Source organism: Sphingobacterium athyrii (assembly GCF_003071065.1).
Classification (GTDB): Bacteria; Bacteroidota; Bacteroidia; order Sphingobacteriales; family Sphingobacteriaceae; genus Sphingobacterium; species Sphingobacterium athyrii.
Genome location: NZ_QCXX01000011.1, coordinates 70,929 through 87,424, shown reverse-complemented (window position 1 = coordinate 87,424; position 16,496 = coordinate 70,929). Strand labels below are relative to the sequence as shown.

The following is a 16,496-nucleotide window of genomic DNA, read 5'->3' as shown; positions in this document are numbered from 1 at the left end:
TGAGCTTTCTTGTACCTAGGGCGGGAATCGAACCCGCACTCCCTTAACGGGAACAGGATTTTAAGTCCTGCGTGTCTACCAGTTCCACCACCTAGGCAGGTGAGCGAAAAACGAGATTCGAACTCGCGACCCCAACCTTGGCAAGGTTGTGCTCTACCAACTGAGCTATTTTCGCTTGGAATTTTTATTTCAACTTTAAAAAGAACCTCGTGTTCCTTTTTGGTGATGCAAATATAGAGCGAAAAATTAATATTGCAAAATATTTATTTACTTTATTTTGTTGTTTTTTATAACTCCTTTGAATTCAGTATAGAAAAAATTAAATCGCTTTCAAATCCTCTGGACAAAGCAAATTGATAGACTTTGTTCTTGATGATGAACGAATCTTTGTCTTTGATCTCCCGAATTTTCTTGTCAATAATATTTTCCAAGATGTGCTCATATTCATCTGGGTCGATCTGTTTGAAGGCAATTTTTATCAGCTGTTCCGAAACACGCTTTCCTTTTAAAGCTTGTTTGATTTTAATTTTTCCCCAGCCTTTCATGCGTAGTTTACCGTTGCAATAGGCTATCGCAAAGCGTTCTTCGTTCAGAAAGTTTTCTGCGATTAAATTCGCTATACAATTTTCAACGTCTGCCTCGTGTAGCCCCCAGCTGTAGAGTTTGTCCCTTACTTCCTGCTGGGATCTTTCCTGATAAGCACAATAGCTTTCAGCTTTTAGCTTAGCCTGACCGGGGGTCAGTATCTTTTTGTTTTTTCTATCTTCGTCGAACATATTGTCAAAATTTCAAAAATAATATGAAATAACTAAAAAAATGTTCAGTTTTGATCCAATCAAAATACAGGAGAATGTACAAAATATCGGAAATCGTCCAGATTTTACATCCTAATCGCACGTTTATCACGGATCCCAATTCTTTAGTTCAACATTTATTTTATGATAGCCGAAAGATTGTTCAGGCAGATAACGGTGTGTTTTTCGCGCTGCAGAAGAGTAGGGATGGTCATCATTATATCAAAGAGGCCTATGATAAGGGGGTAAGAAACTTTGTTCTACAACTTGACGAAGAACAGGAACAGTTATTTCCGGATGCAAATTTGATATGGGTCACCGACAGCCTCGAATCCATGCAGGTATTGGCGGCTTATCATCGGCAGAAGTTTAGCTTTCCTGTTATTGGGATCACCGGGAGCAATGGTAAGACAATAGTCAAGGAATGGTTATATCAACTGATGTCCCCGGAATATAAGATCTACCGAAGTCCCAAAAGCTATAACTCTCAATTGGGGGTAGCGCTTTCTTTATGGGGCTTATCCGATCAGTATAATCTGGCGATTATCGAAGCGGGCATTTCGGAAAAAGGCGAAATGGTTAAGCTCGAAAATATGATAAAACCAACGATCGGTCTGCTGACAAATGTAGGCGTGGCTCATAAAGCTGGTTTTGAATCAAAGGCGGAAAAGATCTACGAAAAGATAAATCTGTTCAAGGACGTTGAGACAATGATCTTTCCCAACCGTTATGTAGAGGATATTCAACTGCCTTATCGGCCTCGAAAATTTTCGTGGGGATACGATGAGGGGCTTTCATTGGAGGTCTATTCACTCAAACAGGTGGACGATAAATTTACGGTAGCCACACTTTTCTATGGAGGGCGGACATTTGCTGTTGAGGTACCTTTTGTTGACAAAGGAAATATTGAAAATGCCATCAACTGTGTTGCGGTAATGTTGCGTTTTGGTTATGAAAGAGAGGTGATCGCATCAAGAATTAAAGAGCTGCAGCCTGTCGCCATGCGGCTTGAACTGAAGAAAGGTAAAAAAAACAGCTCTATTATTGATGATTCCTATAGTAACGATTTGGATGCCCTCCAAATTGCGCTTGAATTTTTAAATCAACAGGGACAGCATCCCCGAAAAATCCTGATTCTTTCGGATTTACCCGGGGTTAGTTTAACGGATGAGAAAAGCTTGTCAAAACTGAAACGGCTACTTTCGGAGTACCGTTTGGATCGGTTGATCTTAATCGGGGAGATCTTGACGCAAGTTGCTGATCAATTTGCTGTTCCATCGGTTTCGTATGCCAGTACCACAGCATTTTTGGATGATATCAGGTCACTTCAATTTGAAGATTCTACTGTTTTATTAAAGGGGGGACGGGAATTTCATTTTGAACGGATCAGCCGCCTATTGGTGGCAAAATCCCACGATACGGTGCTTGAGATCAACCTCAATGCAATGGAAAATAATCTGAATGTCTATCGTCAACTGTTGCCAAAACATGTGAAATTGATGTCTATGGTCAAAGCTTTTTCCTATGGGAGCGGAAGTTTTGAGATTGCAAACCTGTTACAGTTCAATAGGGTGGATTACCTTACTGTGGCATTTGCAGATGAAGGTGTCGATCTAAGGGGGGCTGGAATCACATTGCCTATTGTTGTGATGAGCCCTGACGAAAATACCTTTGAATCTATCGTTCAGTATAATCTTGAACCTGAAATTTACAGTTTTAGAGTGCTTTCTTCCTTTTTGAATTACCTGAAGGGAAAGGGGATTTCTTCCTTTCCGATACATATCAAAGTGGATACGGGCATGCATCGCCTTGGTTTTATGCCGGATGAAGTGGATAAACTGATTACTGAATTAAACTCTAGTGCTATATTGCAAGTAAAGTCGGCATTTTCCCATTTGGCTTCTGCCGGCAATAAAGAAGACAATACTTTTACTCAACAACAGATCGATCTTCTCGATCAATTTACAAGACGCCTTGAAGAAGGGTTGGGCTATTCTTTTTTACGTCATATTGCTGCAACTTCAGGTATCGAACTATGGCCGCAGGCCTATTTTGATATGGTTCGGCTCGGGATCGGACTGTATGGGATTGACGTCGAACGGCATGATCTTCCGCTTCGGGAGGTCAGTAGTCTAAAGACCAATGTAACTCAAATAAAGCACTTGGCTGCGGGAGAGACCGTTGGTTATAATCGGCATGGGGTATTGCATCGGGATAGCAAAACGGCAACGATAAAAATTGGTTATGCGGATGGATATGACAGGCGTTTTGGGAATGGTGTAGGCAAGATGATGGTTAATGGCCAGCTCGTGCCAACAATAGGAGATATCTGCATGGATATGTGTATGCTTGACGTGACGGATATCGAAGTGGCAGAAGAAGATGAAGTGATTGTTTATCCGGATATTAAGCTCGCGGCAAAAGCTATCGGTACTATCCCTTACGAACTCCTGACGAGTATTTCGCAGCGGGTAAAAAGAGTATATTTTTATGAATAATAAAGGATATTCTGCATTTTTGTATAAATATATTTGATTTTCTAACTCATGCTCGGTAAATTATTCAGGGGATTTATTAATTATTTAATTCGAGGTATTCTCGTTGTTGTGCCATTGGCGGGTGCTGTTTTTTTGATCGTATGGGTTTTTGCATCGATTGACTCAGCGCTGAACCTGACAGAACATTTTCTACAGGACGAAAAGGGACATCCTTTATATATTCCCGGAATCGGAATCTTAACTGTGATTCTTATCCTTGTTCTGGCTGGCGTGATATTTACGAATTTTGTGACCGACCCGATCAAAGTATGGATCAACCATCAGATCAAGAGAATACCACTCTTAAATACCCTGTACACGTCAATAAAGGATTTTACGGAAGCCTTTGTTGGGGATGCTAAGAAATTCAATGAGCCTGTGCTGGTCACCGTTAATGAGTTCGGGCTCAAGAAGATCGGTTTTCTGACACAGCATGATTTAAAAAGTTTAGGTCTTGAAGATGAGGTTATGGTTTATTTCCCATATTCTTACTCTTTTGCCGGTCAGGTTGTTATTATTAGTGCGGATAAGGTCAAAAAATTAGATATGTCGCCCACCGATGCAATGAAACTTGTTGTCTCCGGGGGTGTCAGTGGTATTGAGCATTCGTAGGCTAATGCTAGCAATAAGAAAGGGCTGGAATTTTAAATTTCCAGCCCTTTCTTATTGGTTGTAAAACTGTTGCATTGATTTATATTAGGACTTCCTTTGGCCTAAAGTTGGATTCACAGGTGGAATGGGAATGTAGCCATCATCTCCGGGAACTTTTGGAAATTCGTGTTGTTCCCATTTATTCCTGGCGATTTTTAAGGTTTCGATGTCAGAAGCGACAAAATTCCAGTCGATGTAGCGTTGTTCAGGAAAGGGTTCACCGCCAAAGATATATACGGAGGTGCCTGCTTTCATTTCGAACTCACATAACTTGGCATCCTTTGCAACCAAAATTTGCTTTGGACCAAACTCCTGGCCTTCAGCCTGTACTGAGCCATGAAGAATATACAAACCGCTTTCGCCATAGAGATGTTCGCCTAGTTTAATGCGGGAATCCTTTTCCGCTTTAATTTCAATAAGATATAAAGGGCTGTAAACCGGTACTTCCGAACGATGGCTGTTGATTTCGCCAGCAATCAGACGATAACTTACACCGTCTTCGGTCCAATGCGGAAGTTGTGGTTCTTCGATATGAACGAAGTTGGGTTCCATCTGTTCCAGATCCTTAGGCAAAGCGACCCAGATCTGTAAGCCATGGAGGTCATGTTGCGTAGACCGTAGGTAATCCGGCGTGCGCTCGGAATGGGTTACTCCTTTTCCGGCTGTCATCCAGTTTACCGCTCCGGGTTTTATTTCAACGGCATTGCCTAAACTATCGCGGTGCATGATACTTCCCTCAAAGAGATAAGTTAACGTGGATAATCCGATATGAGGGTGTGGAGCAATATCCATGAAGTGAGGCTCGGAGATGGTGTCAGGCCCCATATGGTCAATAAATATAAACGGACCGACCATACGTTTTTGTCTGAAAGGAAGTAGTCTCCCTACCAAGAAATTGCCTATATCTGCGGCTCTTTCTTCAATCACTATTGCAATATTTGACATAATGTTTCCTTATTTTTGTGTGTTTATTCTAAAGCAATTTAAGAAATGTCAGGTATAATTGATCGTATTCTAGGTAAAAAGTCTGTAAGAAATGAGGTGGCAATGGCGCTATCCAATAGATTGTCATTTGAGAACAGTCAATGCGACCGTTTTCTGCTGACGAAGGCCCTGACGGAGGATGCGGCATCGGAAACGGAATATATGCTGTTTCAAAAAAAGCTATTGCTTTTGGAATTGGATAAACAGCAGGCTATCGAAGCTGAGCTGGACTTGCTATCGCAATATATCGCAATGGTCAATATGTTGATGCCTGCTGGTTTTTTACTCAAATGGGAAAATCGTTTTCAGCCGGAAAAAGAGCTGCTGCTGCCCCCGCTGATCTTATTTCCCATGGTGCAACATGCCGTAACAAACGGATATAATGGTATGTCTTCCCATCCCATCCGGGTTCGTCTCTCAGGATCTTCGAAAGTGCTGCTATTTGAGGTCAGCCATCGTGCAAACCATTATCTGGAGGGCCAATTTAAGCATACCTTGATTGAAGATTTTCAGAATAGACTTGAGTTTCTTTTTCCAGAACGACATAGTTTGCTCTTGAATAGCAATAGCAATACCTGCCGCGCTACACTCACAATTCATTTCTAGATAACCCCAAAGTGCTTTAAGGCATTCCAGATGCCGTTGCTGTCTACATCGTCGGTAATATAGTCCGCGATTTCCTTTACTTCGGGATTCGCATTTCCCATAGCTATACCAATCTGTGTGTGGGCAAGCATGGTAATGTCATTTCCTCCATCACCAAAAGCCATGGTTTCGGAAAGCTCAATACCGAAATGTTTTAGAAAAACATCTATACCTACTTTTTTACTTTGTCCCATCGGGTTAACATCGGCAAAAATGGGCGTCCAACGGGAAGCAACAGAGTTGGGCATAACATTTTCCATAAACTCAGCTTCTTGTTCCGGGTTGATAAATACATTGACCTGCATGACGGATTCCAGATCAAAGTTGTCTTCATAGTTGCGTATCGGCGGGGTTTTTACGTTAACTTGCTGATACATCCTGAGTACTTCGGGCGTAACCTGATTTAAGGAGATCTCTTTGTCTGACATAAATGAAAACGTGAGTTCGGGATGATACTTTGCGTAATCAAGTAATGAACGGATGTCTTCTTGAATAATACTATTTTTATAAATAACCTGTTCATCTTTGGTGACGCAGTATCCGCCATTGAACGTGATAAAACCGTCGAAGTCAAGGTAACGGATATGTCCTAATTGATTAAAGGACCGGCCGGTAGAAACTAAAACTTTTATATTTTTTTCTTTTAATAATTGAAATGCCTGCTGTGTGGAGTCGGGGACTTGATGTGTTTTGAAACTTAACAGTGTCCCATCTATATCAAAAAAAATCGCTTTAATCATAGAAATTGGAGTCAAATTCAAATATAATAAATAACTGGGATAGTGTCGTAGGTACAATATTAAATAGCTGTTATGATTGTGTGGGATTCAATGCTTTTTTGCCTGTTAAGCTTTTTTTGAAGTACTCTGCTTTTTTCCTAAATCTGTGAAGATGCTTAAAAGCAGTCATTCCGAAAGGCTGTCAAAGGGTCTGCTCAAATAGCTGCGGGAGCCAGCGATAAGAGCTGTGGACCATTTGTGTAAATTAATTTTTTGGATTGGCAAATTTGGTGATGCCGGACATCTGAGTTGGTCGATAAAAGCAGATTTTATGCTGTTATTTTTCGCAAAAATCTGACAGAATGTTCCCTAAGAATTTCGTAAATTTCAAGTTCAAATAAATGTAAATTTGATTACATTTAACGTATTGTATTAAAGAGGTTTAGAAATTTATGTATATTATTTTCGATACAGAGACAACGGGTTTGCCAAAGCGTTGGGACGCGCCAATTACGGACACGGATAATTGGCCGCGTTGTATTCAGCTGGCATGGCAGATTCACGATGAGATGGGAAATTTGGTCGAACATCAGGATTTTCTGATTAAACCCGATGGATTTGATATACCCTATGACTCTGAAAAAATACACGGTATATCTACCGCATTGGCTGAAGAACAGGGGGTGCCACTACAGGTTGCTCTTGAAAAATTCAATGCAGCGTTAAATAAAGCGAAATTTGTTGTTGGGCAGAACATTGGTTTTGACCTCAATATCATGGGCTGTGAGTTCTATCGTTATAGTATGGATTCCAAAATGGCGAGTATGCCTGTTTTGGATACCTGTACCGAGGTGACTGCGGATCTGTTGAAAATTCCGGGTGGACGTGGTGGTCGGTATAAACTGCCTAATCTGACCGAATTACACTCCTATTTGTTTGGGGTTCCGTTTGCTGAGGCCCACAATGCAACGGCCGACGTTGAGGCGACAACACGTTGTTTTCTGGAGCTGGTCAGAAGAGAGGTCTTTACGGCCGAGGAACTTCAGGTGGATACGGGGTATTTTGTGGATTTCAAAACGAGTAATCCCGGTCCTGTTCCTACTGCTGGACTTAAACATATCAATCTAAAAGCGGCCTCTGATGAGATCAGAAAACGCGCTACGCCAGACGAATTTAGTGTTGTCGTCGATGCAGATGCCTTATCCGCCCTTAAGGAAGCAAAATTTGCTCACTTACATAACCATTCACAGTTTTCTATTCTACAGTCGACCATGTCGTATGACAAGTTGGTTTCGGCTGCGGTCAAAGACAATATGCCTGCCGTTGCTCTTACCGATCATGGAAATATGATGGGGGCATTTGAATTTGTTTCTAGGGTCATCAGTCATAATAAAGAGGTGGAGGCACAAAATGCCGAAGCAGTCGAAAATGGGCAGGAACCTACCGGTCAGATTCTAAAACCTATTGTAGGTTGTGAATTCTTTGTTTGTGAAGACCATAAAGATAAAACCAGAAAGGATAACGGTTACCAGATTGTGCTGTTGGCAAAGAATAAACGTGGTTATCATAACCTAGCCAAGTTAGCTTCTTTTGCTTATACCGCAGGATTCTATTATGTCCCCCGCATAGACAAAAATCTCATTCTACAATATAAAGAGGATGTGATCGTACTTTCGGGAAACCTCCAGGGAGAGGTGCCTAGTAAGGTGCTAAATATTGGTGAAAATCAGGCGGAGGAAGCTTTGCAATGGTGGAAGGAACATTTTGGAGATGATTTCTATCTTGAGTTAATGCGGCATGGACAAGAAGATGAGGATAGGGTCAACCAAACTCTATTGAAGTTTGCCCGTAAATATGCTATTAAAGTTGTAGCAACCAATAATACCTATTACGAAAAGAAAGGGGATGCACACGCCCACGATATCCTGTTATGCGTGAAGGATGGCGAGAAACTTTCCACACCCAAAGGGAGAGGGCGGGGCTTCCGGTTCGGTTTGCCCAATCAGGAGTATTATTTTAAATCTTCTGAAGAAATGAAAAGCCTGTTCAAAGATTTACCTGAAGCAATTCTCAATATACAGGAGATCGTGGATAAGGTAGAGGTCTTTAAATTGAACAGGGATGTCCTCTTGCCCAAATTTGATATACCCGAGGAATTCCAGGTTGCAGAAGATAATGAGGACGGGGGGAAAAGAGGGGAAAATAAATATCTCGCCCACTTATGTTATGTAGGTGCCGAGAAACGCTACGAGGAAATAACGGATGATATTCGAGAACGTCTGGATTTTGAATTGGCAACGATCGAAAAAACGGGATATCCGGGATACTTTTTGATTGTACAGGATTTTATTGCTGCAGCACGTGATATGGGTGTTTCTGTTGGGCCCGGTCGGGGATCTGCGGCGGGATCTGCCGTTGCGTACTGTCTGGGGATTACAAATATTGACCCCATAAAATACGATTTGCTATTTGAGCGTTTTTTAAATCCCGACCGTGTATCCATGCCTGATATTGATATTGACTTTGATGATGAGGGACGTGGACGGGTGATGCAGTATGTGATCAATAAATATGGCGCAAGTCAGGTGGCCCAGATCATTACTTACGGTACGATGGCCGCGAAGTCTTCGATTAAAGATACCGCACGTGTGCTTGACCTGCCTTTGGGCGATGCGAATGAAATAGCCAAACTGATTCCCAATCTGAAGCTTTCCAAAATCTTTACGCTGGATGAGGCAGGTCTAAAGGAAAAATTGCGAACGGAGGAGATCGAGGCGGTCAACCGGTTAAAGTCAATCGCTGACGGTGCCGGACTTGAAGCTGAGACGATCCGTCAGGCACGTGTATTGGAAGGCTCTGTCCGAAATACGGGTATTCATGCCTGTGGTGTGATCATTACACCGGATGATATTACGAATTTCGTTCCTGTTTCTTTGGCCAAGGATTCCGACCTGTATGTGACACAGTTTGATAACCACGTCGTTGAAAGTGCCGGACTGTTGAAAATGGACTTTTTGGGGTTGAAGACCCTGACGCTTATCAAGGATACTGTTGAGAACGTTAAATTAAGTCATGGTATCGTGTTAGATCCGGATAAATTTCCGATAGATGATGTGTTGACTTACGAGCTTTTCCAGCGTGGAGAAACAATCGGTGTATTCCAATATGAATCTCCGGGGATGCAAAAATATATGCGCGATCTGAAACCAACGGTATTTGCCGATTTGATTGCGATGAATGCTTTATATCGTCCGGGACCAATTGAGTATATCCCGAGTTTTATCAAGCGTAAGCATGGAATAGATCCTATTGTATATGATTTGGATGCCTGTGAGGAATATTTAAAAGAAACCTACGGCATTACGGTATATCAGGAACAGGTAATGCTTTTATCCCAAAAGCTTGCGGGTTTTTCTAAAGGTGATGCCGATGTTTTGCGTAAAGCGATGGGTAAGAAGCAAAAGGCTGTACTTGATAAAATGAAGCCGAAGTTTGTTTCACAGGCTGAAGAGAAAGGACACAACGCGAAAGTACTGGAGAAAATCTGGACTGACTGGGAAGCTTTTGCCAGTTATGCCTTCAATAAATCCCACTCCACCTGTTATGCATGGGTGGCTTATCAGACTGCTTATTTAAAGGCGCATTTTCCGGCGGAATATATGGCAGCGGTACTTTCCAATAATATGAATGATATCAAGCAGGTGACATTCTTTATGGAGGAATGTAAGCGTATGGGCTTGGAGGTATTGGGACCTGATGTAAATGAATCTTACTATAAATTTACGGTCAACGAACGTGGAGCGATTCGCTTTGGTATCGGTGCTGTCAAGGGAGTCGGTGCCGGTGCGGTAGATGCTATTGTGCAAACGAGAAAGTCTGGATTGTATAAATCTGTTTTTGATATGGCTAAGCGCATAGATCTACGTGCGGTCAATAAAAAAGCTTTTGAGAGTTTGGCGTATGCCGGTGGTTTTGATAGTTTCGAAAGTACACATCGTGCGCAGTATTTCCATGTCGAGGATAATTCAACAGGGATGGAAAAGGCGATTCGGTTTGGACAACGCTATAAAGAAAATGAAAACTCGGCACAGGCAAGTTTGTTTGGTGCGGGTGAGGCTGCGGAGCTGCCGGAACCTGTGCTGGCGCCTTGCCCACAATGGGGATTGATCGAAAAGCTTAAATACGAAAAAGATGTTATTGGTATTTACCTGACTAGTCACCCCTTGGATACCTATCGGTTTGAAATTGAACATTTCTGCCATAATCCAGTGTCTGATCTGTCGTTGATCAATAAAGCTAAGGCTGCTGAGGTGGATGAGGAAACTCTGCTGGAGTTTAACCGTATTAAAAATAAAGAATTGGTTATCGGTGGAATTATAGCCTCGGCAAACCACCGGTTGACCAAAAATGGTAAGCCCTTTGCTTCATTTATAATCGAAGATTATAGTGACTCTTATGATATGGCGGTGTTTGGCGAAGAGTATGTGAAATTAAAAGGATATTTACAGGAAGGTTATTTTGTTCAGTTGCGTGGGTTGGTTCAGGAGCGTTTTAGGCAGGTCGGAAATTGGGGCTTTGAGTTGAGAAGTGTGCAGTTGCTTTCAGAGCTTCGTGAAAAAATGGCAAAGAGTTTTACAATTAATATTCCTTTACCAAAGCTGAATGAAGAGTTCTTGGATGGGATTAAAGATATCTTAGCACAGAATGAGATTGAAGGTGTTGTGCCAAATTGTCAATTGAAATTTAAAATCTGGGATCCCCAAGATGAAATCTCTGTCGAAATGCCAGCTAAAAGTCTAAAAATAAACCTTACAAATGAGTTTTTGGACTGTATAGATAAGTTTGAAGGTATTAATTACCGATTGAATTAGTTTGGATTAGATTTTGTGTAATTAAGATTACAATTACATTGACAGTTGTTACTATCTTTGTTTATTGATTTTAGCAATTAAGTAGTATCATAAATATAACTTCGGTTTATAAAATTAAAAGATTATGGCATTAGAAATTACAGATAGCAACTTCGAAGAAGTTGTTTTGAAAGCGGACAAACCCGTATTAATTGATTTTTGGGCAGAATGGTGTGGTCCATGTCGTATGGTAGGTCCTGTTGTTGAAGAGCTGGCTAAAGATTATGAAGGTAAGGCTGTGATAGGAAAAGTAAACGTGGATGAAAATCCAGAAATTTCAGTTCGTTACGGTATCCGTAATATTCCTGCTTTATTGTTCTTCAAAAATGGAGAAATCGTAGATAAACAAATTGGAGCGGTTCCAAAATCGGTTTTAAATGAGAAATTAGAGAAACAATTAGCGTAATAATTCGTTTTTAATAAAAAAGACCTGAAGTATTTTTATTTCAGGTCTTTTTTTTGTTTTTATCACTTTATTTTTGTTTTTGTTTTGATTTTATTAAAGTTTTTTGTGCGTGTTTTGCCTATGTATTCAGTTTTGTTGTGTTATTTGGTGTTTTTAATATGTTTTTTATGGTTTAAAATCTATTTTATCAAAATAAAATAGATTTTATTTTGATAAATGGATATTTTTTACTTCTTTTGAATATGAAAACGGAGGAAAAACGAATATTTGATTGAATTATTTGTTTTATTTTATGTTTTTTGTTGATATTTTGATATAAATAAAGATTTTCCCTTTCAAATACCCTAGATTATGCCTCGCGTTGTTCTCAGCAGCGCGAGTTTTTTGTTTTTAAGGTAAGGTAAGGTAAGGTAAGGTAAGGTAAGGTAAGGTAAGGTAAGGTAAGGTAAGGTAAGGTAAGGTAAGGTAAGGTAAGGTAAGGTAAGGTAAGGTAAGGTAAGGTAAGGTGCAAATAAAAGCGGCTATCCATTGGGATAGCCGCTTCTTTATCTTATACTAAATAATAAACTTATTCAGCTACTACTTCGAAAGGAACTTGAACTTTAACTTCTTTGTGTAAGTTTAAGTTAGCGATATATTCGCCGATTTCTTTAGGTTCAACTTCGAATGTAATACGACGACGATCTACGTCAAAACCTTTTGCTTTCAATGCATCAGCAATCTGGATGCTATTTACTTTACCAAAGATTTTACCAGATTCACCTGCTTTAGCGCCGATTGAAAGTTTTACAGCTTCCAATTTACCAGCTAATTCAGTAGCGTCTTTTTTGATTTTATCTTGTTTGAACTGAGCTTGTTTGATGTTCTCAGCTAAAACTTTCTTTGCAGATTCAGTCGCTTGAATAGCAAATCCTTGGGGGATTAAGTAGTTACGACCGAAACCTGGTTTTACATTAACGATATCGTTTTGCTCACCTAAGCCTTTGATATCTTGTTTTAAAATTACTTCCATTTTCTATCGTCCTCCTTATTTAATTGCATCAGCTAAGTAAGGTAACAAACCGATGTGACGAGCACGTTTAACAGCTTGAGCTACTTTACGTTGAAATTTCAAAGATGTACCAGTTAAACGACGAGGTAAGATTTTACCTTGATCATTTACAAATTTCATCAAGAAGTTAGCATCTTTATAATCGATATATTTGATACCATTCTTTTTGAAACGACAGTATTTTTTACGGTTGTCCTCTACTTTAGGAGCAGTTACGTATTGGATATTTTCGTTAGCCATTAGTTTGCGCCCTCCTCAGTTTTAGTTTCAGCTTTTTTGTTGAATGCACCGCTACGTTTTTTCTCGTTGTAAGCTCTAGCATGTTTGTCTAAACTTACAGTCAAGAAACGCATAATGCGCTCATCACGTTTGTATTCAACCTCTAATTTGTTGATTAATTCACCTGGAGCCTTGAATTCAGTTAAGTGATAAAATCCAGTAGATTTTTTCTGGATTGGATACGCTAATTTTTTCAAACCCCAATTGTCTTCAGCGACAATCTCGGCTCCGCCTTCTGTTAAGATGTTTTTGAATTTTGCGATTACTTCTTTCGCAGCATCTTCAGAAAGCAACGGGGTAAGAACGATTACAGATTCGTACTGTTGCATTTTGTTAATTAATTTTGTTATTTAAAATTCCACATTTGTGGAAGTGCAAAGGTAGGTATTATATTGTTATATTGCAACGCCTTAAAATAAAAAAGTTTAGATCTGCAGGGAGATCTAAACTTTTTCTGTGACGACAAAATAACCGCTTAGTTTAATTTGCTCATTTCTTCTTTTATAGCGGCCTGTGTTTTTTCACTGACACTTACCAATGGTAGGCGTAAAATATCGTTACCGATACCCAATTTTTTGAGGATGTATTTAACACCAGCAGGATTTCCTTCTACAAAACAAAGTTCTGTTATCTGCAGTAAATCGTTATGTATTGTTCTTGCGCTAGCATAATTGCCTTCTGCACATAACTTTGCCAGTGTAGCAACACGCTTTGGAAATGCATTTCCAACAACAGAAATAATACCCGCCGCACCGAGTGCCATCATCGGTAAAGTGACCGGATCGTCGCCGGAGATCAATAGAAAATCTGTCGGTTTGTCCCGTAAGATCTCGCTGAATTGGGCAAAATTGCCGGAAGCTTCTTTTATTGCAACAATATTTGAAAAATCATTGGCCAGGCGCAATGTTGTTTGTGCGGTCATATTACTGCCCGTACGGCCCGGTACATTATATAATATAACAGGCAGTGGAGAAACTTGTGCGATAGCTTTATAATGTTGGTAAATTCCCTCCTGTGTTGGTTTATTATAATAAGGAGATACAGATAAAATAGCACAGAAACCGGTCGGATCAAACGCTTTGATCTGTTCTACAATCTCTGCCGTATTGTTGCCGCCTATACCAGCCACCAAAGGAAGTCTACCGTTCACGCGCTTGACAGTGAAATCCCAGATACGCTTTCGTTCTTCTTTAGTCAATGTGGCAACTTCTCCAGTTGTACCTAAAGAAACCAAATAATCCATACCCTCGTTAATTTGCAAGTCAATGAGTTGACCTAATGCCTCGAAATCAACAGATTCATCTGAGTTGAAAGGAGTGACCAATGCTACTCCTGCGCCGTGAAGCTCGTTCATCTTGTTTTTGTATTTATATAAATTTAATTAAAAAATCCTATTTGGAATGAATAAGGTCTAATAGATCTTGCTCATTAATCATCGGGATGCCCAGTTTCTCTGCCTTCGCTAATTTGGAAGGCCCCATTTTATCTCCTGCCACCAGATAATTCAATTTTGAAGAAATGGAGGAGAGCATTTTCCCCCCATTGCTCTCGATTAATTCCGCTAGCTGTTCTCTGGAATAATCTGCAAATACACCTGAAATCAAAAACGTTTTTCCGCTGAGATTTTCACTGGCTAGAATAATTTCCCTTTCTTCAATTTCCAGCTTTAAGCCATAATGTCTTAAGCTAATGAGCTGTTGCTGATGAATGGGGTTGTCCAGATATTCTTTGACACTTTCAGCGATGCGGCGTCCGATATCCTGAACACCCTCGATTTCTTCTGTAGATGCCTGAGCAAGGGCATCAATATTCTTAAAATGCTGCGCTAGTTTTTTTGCGATTGTTTCGCCGACATGACGTATTCCCAACGAGAATAATACTTTCTCAAAGGGTTTTTCTTTTGATTTTTCTATGCCTGCCAGCATATTGTCGATTGACTTTTGACCAAAGCGTTCCAATTGTTGTAAGTCTTCTTGATGGTCCTTTAGTCCGTAGATGTCAACAATGTTATGCAATAGTCCTTTTCTGAAGAAAGTCTCCACGGTCTCGTCGCCCATACCCTCGATATCCATCATTTTACGTCCGATAAAATGTTGCATTTTACCAACGATCTGTGGTGGACATCCCGTTTCATTGGGACAGTAATGCACGGCTTCGCCCTCTTGTCTAATTAATGTTGTACCACATTCCGGACAGCTGTCCGGGTAGATGAAAGCTGTTGTATCCGGCAATCTTTTTTCAAGGTTGACACCAATGATTTTGGGGATAATTTCGCCTCCTTTTTCTACATAGACGGTATCGCCCTGATGTAAATCTAAACGGGCAATTTCATTGGCGTTATGCAAAGAGGCGCGTTTGACCGTCGTTCCTGCCAACAGGACAGGTTGGAGATTTGCTACAGGTGTGACTGCGCCGGTACGCCCTACTTGGTAGCTAATGGTATTGAGTGTTGTCTCAACACGTTCCGCTTTGAATTTATAGGATATCGCCCATCTTGGGTTCTTCGCTGTAAAACCTAAATCTTCCTGTTGGGCATAATCATTCACTTTGATAACGATACCGTCGATTTCATAGCCGAGATTATGTCGTTCGGTGTCCCAATAGTCAATGAATTCAAAGACATCTGCCAGTGAATTACATTTTTTTGTGTGTTCACAGACATGAAATCCCCAGCTTTTCACATGTTCTAAGCTGTTCCAGTGATCATGAAATAGGTTGGTTCTATTGTCGCAGTATAAAAAGTACAGAAAACAATCTAAAGGTCTTTTGGCTACCTCCGCGGAATCCTGAAGTTTTATTGTGCCCGAAGCAAAATTGCGTGGATTGGCATAAGTCTGTTCCGCGTTCTCTTCGCGTTCTTTATTCAGGCGAAGGAACGCAGATTTATGCATAAATATCTCGCCCCGGATTTCAAACTGGCTAGGATAGTCACCCTCTTTGAGTCTGATCGGAATGGATCGGATCGTTTTGATATTGTTTGTCACCACATCACCTTGAGTTCCATCCCCACGGGTAACTGCTTTTTTGAGTAGTCCATTTTCATATGTTAGGCTTATGGAAAGCCCGTCGAATTTTAATTCACAAACATACTCAAACTGATCGCCAATGATCTTTCGGATCCGTTGATCAAAATCAAAAAGCTCCTCCTGGCTGTAGGTATTGCCCAACGAAAGCATGGGCCAACGATGTTTCTCTGTTTTGAATTTGGAGGTGATGTCACCCCCAACGCGTTGTGTGGGAGAGTTAGGATCAGCGAACGCTGGATATTGACGTTCCAGTGCTTCGAGTTCCTTTAGCTTGAGATCGAAGTCATAATCTGAAATAAGACTATCTGCCAATACATAGTATTGATAGTTATAATGATTGAGTTCTGCTGTTAAGTCTTTTATCTTTTTTTCAATATCCATCACCGACATGTTGCAAAATTACAAATAAAAAGTACGTTTAAATAAAATAAATAAAGAATCTTGTTGATAAGAGTGCCTTATTTTTAAAATGCGTTTTTGTGCATTTTATGTTT

At 40.4% G+C, this 16,496-nt stretch carries 13 protein-coding genes and 2 tRNA genes; 5 read left to right on the top strand and 10 right to left on the bottom strand.

All coding sequences use genetic code 11. From position 1 onward, the window contains the following. Positions 1-12: 12 nt before the first annotated feature. From DCO56_RS27965 to DCO56_RS27955, 3 genes are all read right to left on the bottom strand, one after another. Positions 13-97 (bottom strand) — tRNA-Leu (locus DCO56_RS27965). A 5-nt stretch (positions 98-102) separates the two neighbouring features. Beyond that, positions 103-175 (bottom strand) — tRNA-Gly (locus DCO56_RS27960). Between the two features lie 112 nt (positions 176-287). Further along, positions 288-776 carry a regulatory protein RecX gene (locus tag DCO56_RS27955; RefSeq protein ID WP_108636968.1) on the bottom strand — a complete coding sequence of 163 codons (489 nt, stop codon included), beginning with the start codon at positions 774-776 and terminating at the stop codon, positions 288-290. A 74-nt stretch (positions 777-850) separates the two neighbouring features. On the opposite strand from DCO56_RS27955, the gene DCO56_RS27950 reads away from it, so the two are divergent. Together DCO56_RS27950 and DCO56_RS27945 are read left to right on the top strand one after the other, a co-directional pair. After that, complete coding sequence (locus DCO56_RS27950; RefSeq protein WP_108636967.1) at positions 851-3,292, top strand: bifunctional UDP-N-acetylmuramoyl-tripeptide:D-alanyl-D-alanine ligase/alanine racemase; 2,442 nt, start codon at positions 851-853, stop codon at positions 3,290-3,292. A 48-nt stretch (positions 3,293-3,340) separates the two neighbouring features. Further along, entirely contained in the window at positions 3,341-3,943 is a 603-nt protein-coding gene (locus DCO56_RS27945) for a DUF502 domain-containing protein (RefSeq protein ID WP_108636966.1), read from the top strand. 84 nt (positions 3,944-4,027) lie between these two features. Here the strand turns inward: DCO56_RS27945 and DCO56_RS27940 are convergent, their stop codons facing one another. Beyond that, complete coding sequence (locus DCO56_RS27940) at positions 4,028-4,927, bottom strand: pirin family protein (RefSeq protein ID WP_108636965.1); 900 nt, start codon at positions 4,925-4,927, stop codon at positions 4,028-4,030. 45 nt (positions 4,928-4,972) lie between these two features. On the opposite strand from DCO56_RS27940, the gene DCO56_RS27935 reads away from it, so the two are divergent. Continuing rightward, on the top strand, positions 4,973-5,572 hold the full coding sequence (locus tag DCO56_RS27935) for a hypothetical protein (RefSeq protein WP_108636964.1): 600 nt from the start codon (positions 4,973-4,975) through the stop codon (positions 5,570-5,572). Here the strand turns inward: DCO56_RS27935 and DCO56_RS27930 are convergent. Further along, positions 5,569-6,351: a Cof-type HAD-IIB family hydrolase gene (locus DCO56_RS27930; RefSeq protein WP_108636963.1), complete on the bottom strand. Its 783-nt coding sequence runs from the start codon at positions 6,349-6,351 to the stop codon at positions 5,569-5,571. The genes DCO56_RS27935 and DCO56_RS27930 overlap by 4 nt on opposite strands. Before the next feature lie 431 nt (positions 6,352-6,782). Between DCO56_RS27930 and dnaE the strand changes: the two genes are divergently transcribed. Both dnaE and trxA read left to right on the top strand, forming a co-directional pair. Then, positions 6,783-11,201, top strand: coding sequence for a DNA polymerase III subunit alpha (dnaE, locus tag DCO56_RS27925; RefSeq protein ID WP_108636962.1), 4,419 nt, complete (start codon positions 6,783-6,785; stop codon positions 11,199-11,201). 124 nt (positions 11,202-11,325) lie between these two features. Next, on the top strand, positions 11,326-11,646 hold the full coding sequence (gene trxA / locus DCO56_RS27920) for a thioredoxin (RefSeq protein ID WP_104385830.1): 321 nt from the start codon (positions 11,326-11,328) through the stop codon (positions 11,644-11,646). A 568-nt stretch (positions 11,647-12,214) separates the two neighbouring features. On the opposite strand, the gene rplI is transcribed toward trxA, so the two are convergent. The 5 genes from rplI to ligA all read right to left on the bottom strand — a co-directional run bounded on the left by rplI (position 12,215) and on the right by ligA (position 16,392). Beyond that, positions 12,215-12,658, bottom strand: a complete 444-nt coding sequence (gene rplI, locus DCO56_RS27915) for a 50S ribosomal protein L9 (protein ID WP_104385829.1) — start codon at positions 12,656-12,658, stop codon at positions 12,215-12,217. Positions 12,659-12,673: 15 nt separating this feature from the next. Then, the gene (gene rpsR / locus DCO56_RS27910) at positions 12,674-12,937 is read right to left on the bottom strand and encodes a 30S ribosomal protein S18 (protein WP_028071347.1); all 264 of its coding nucleotides are present in this window, start codon (positions 12,935-12,937) and stop codon (positions 12,674-12,676) included. Continuing rightward, entirely contained in the window at positions 12,937-13,305 is a 369-nt protein-coding gene (gene rpsF / locus DCO56_RS27905) for a 30S ribosomal protein S6 (protein ID WP_104385828.1), read from the bottom strand. Before rpsF ends, rpsR begins: the two co-directional genes overlap by 1 nt. Positions 13,306-13,451: 146 nt before the next feature. Beyond that, positions 13,452-14,330 (bottom strand): 4-hydroxy-tetrahydrodipicolinate synthase, encoded by an 879-nt coding sequence (gene dapA, locus DCO56_RS27900; protein ID WP_108636961.1) that lies wholly within the window; start codon positions 14,328-14,330, stop codon positions 13,452-13,454. Positions 14,331-14,367: 37 nt separating this feature from the next. Further along, positions 14,368-16,392 (bottom strand): NAD-dependent DNA ligase LigA, encoded by a 2,025-nt coding sequence (gene ligA / locus DCO56_RS27895; RefSeq protein ID WP_108636960.1) that lies wholly within the window; start codon positions 16,390-16,392, stop codon positions 14,368-14,370. Positions 16,393-16,496 lie beyond the last annotated feature (104 nt).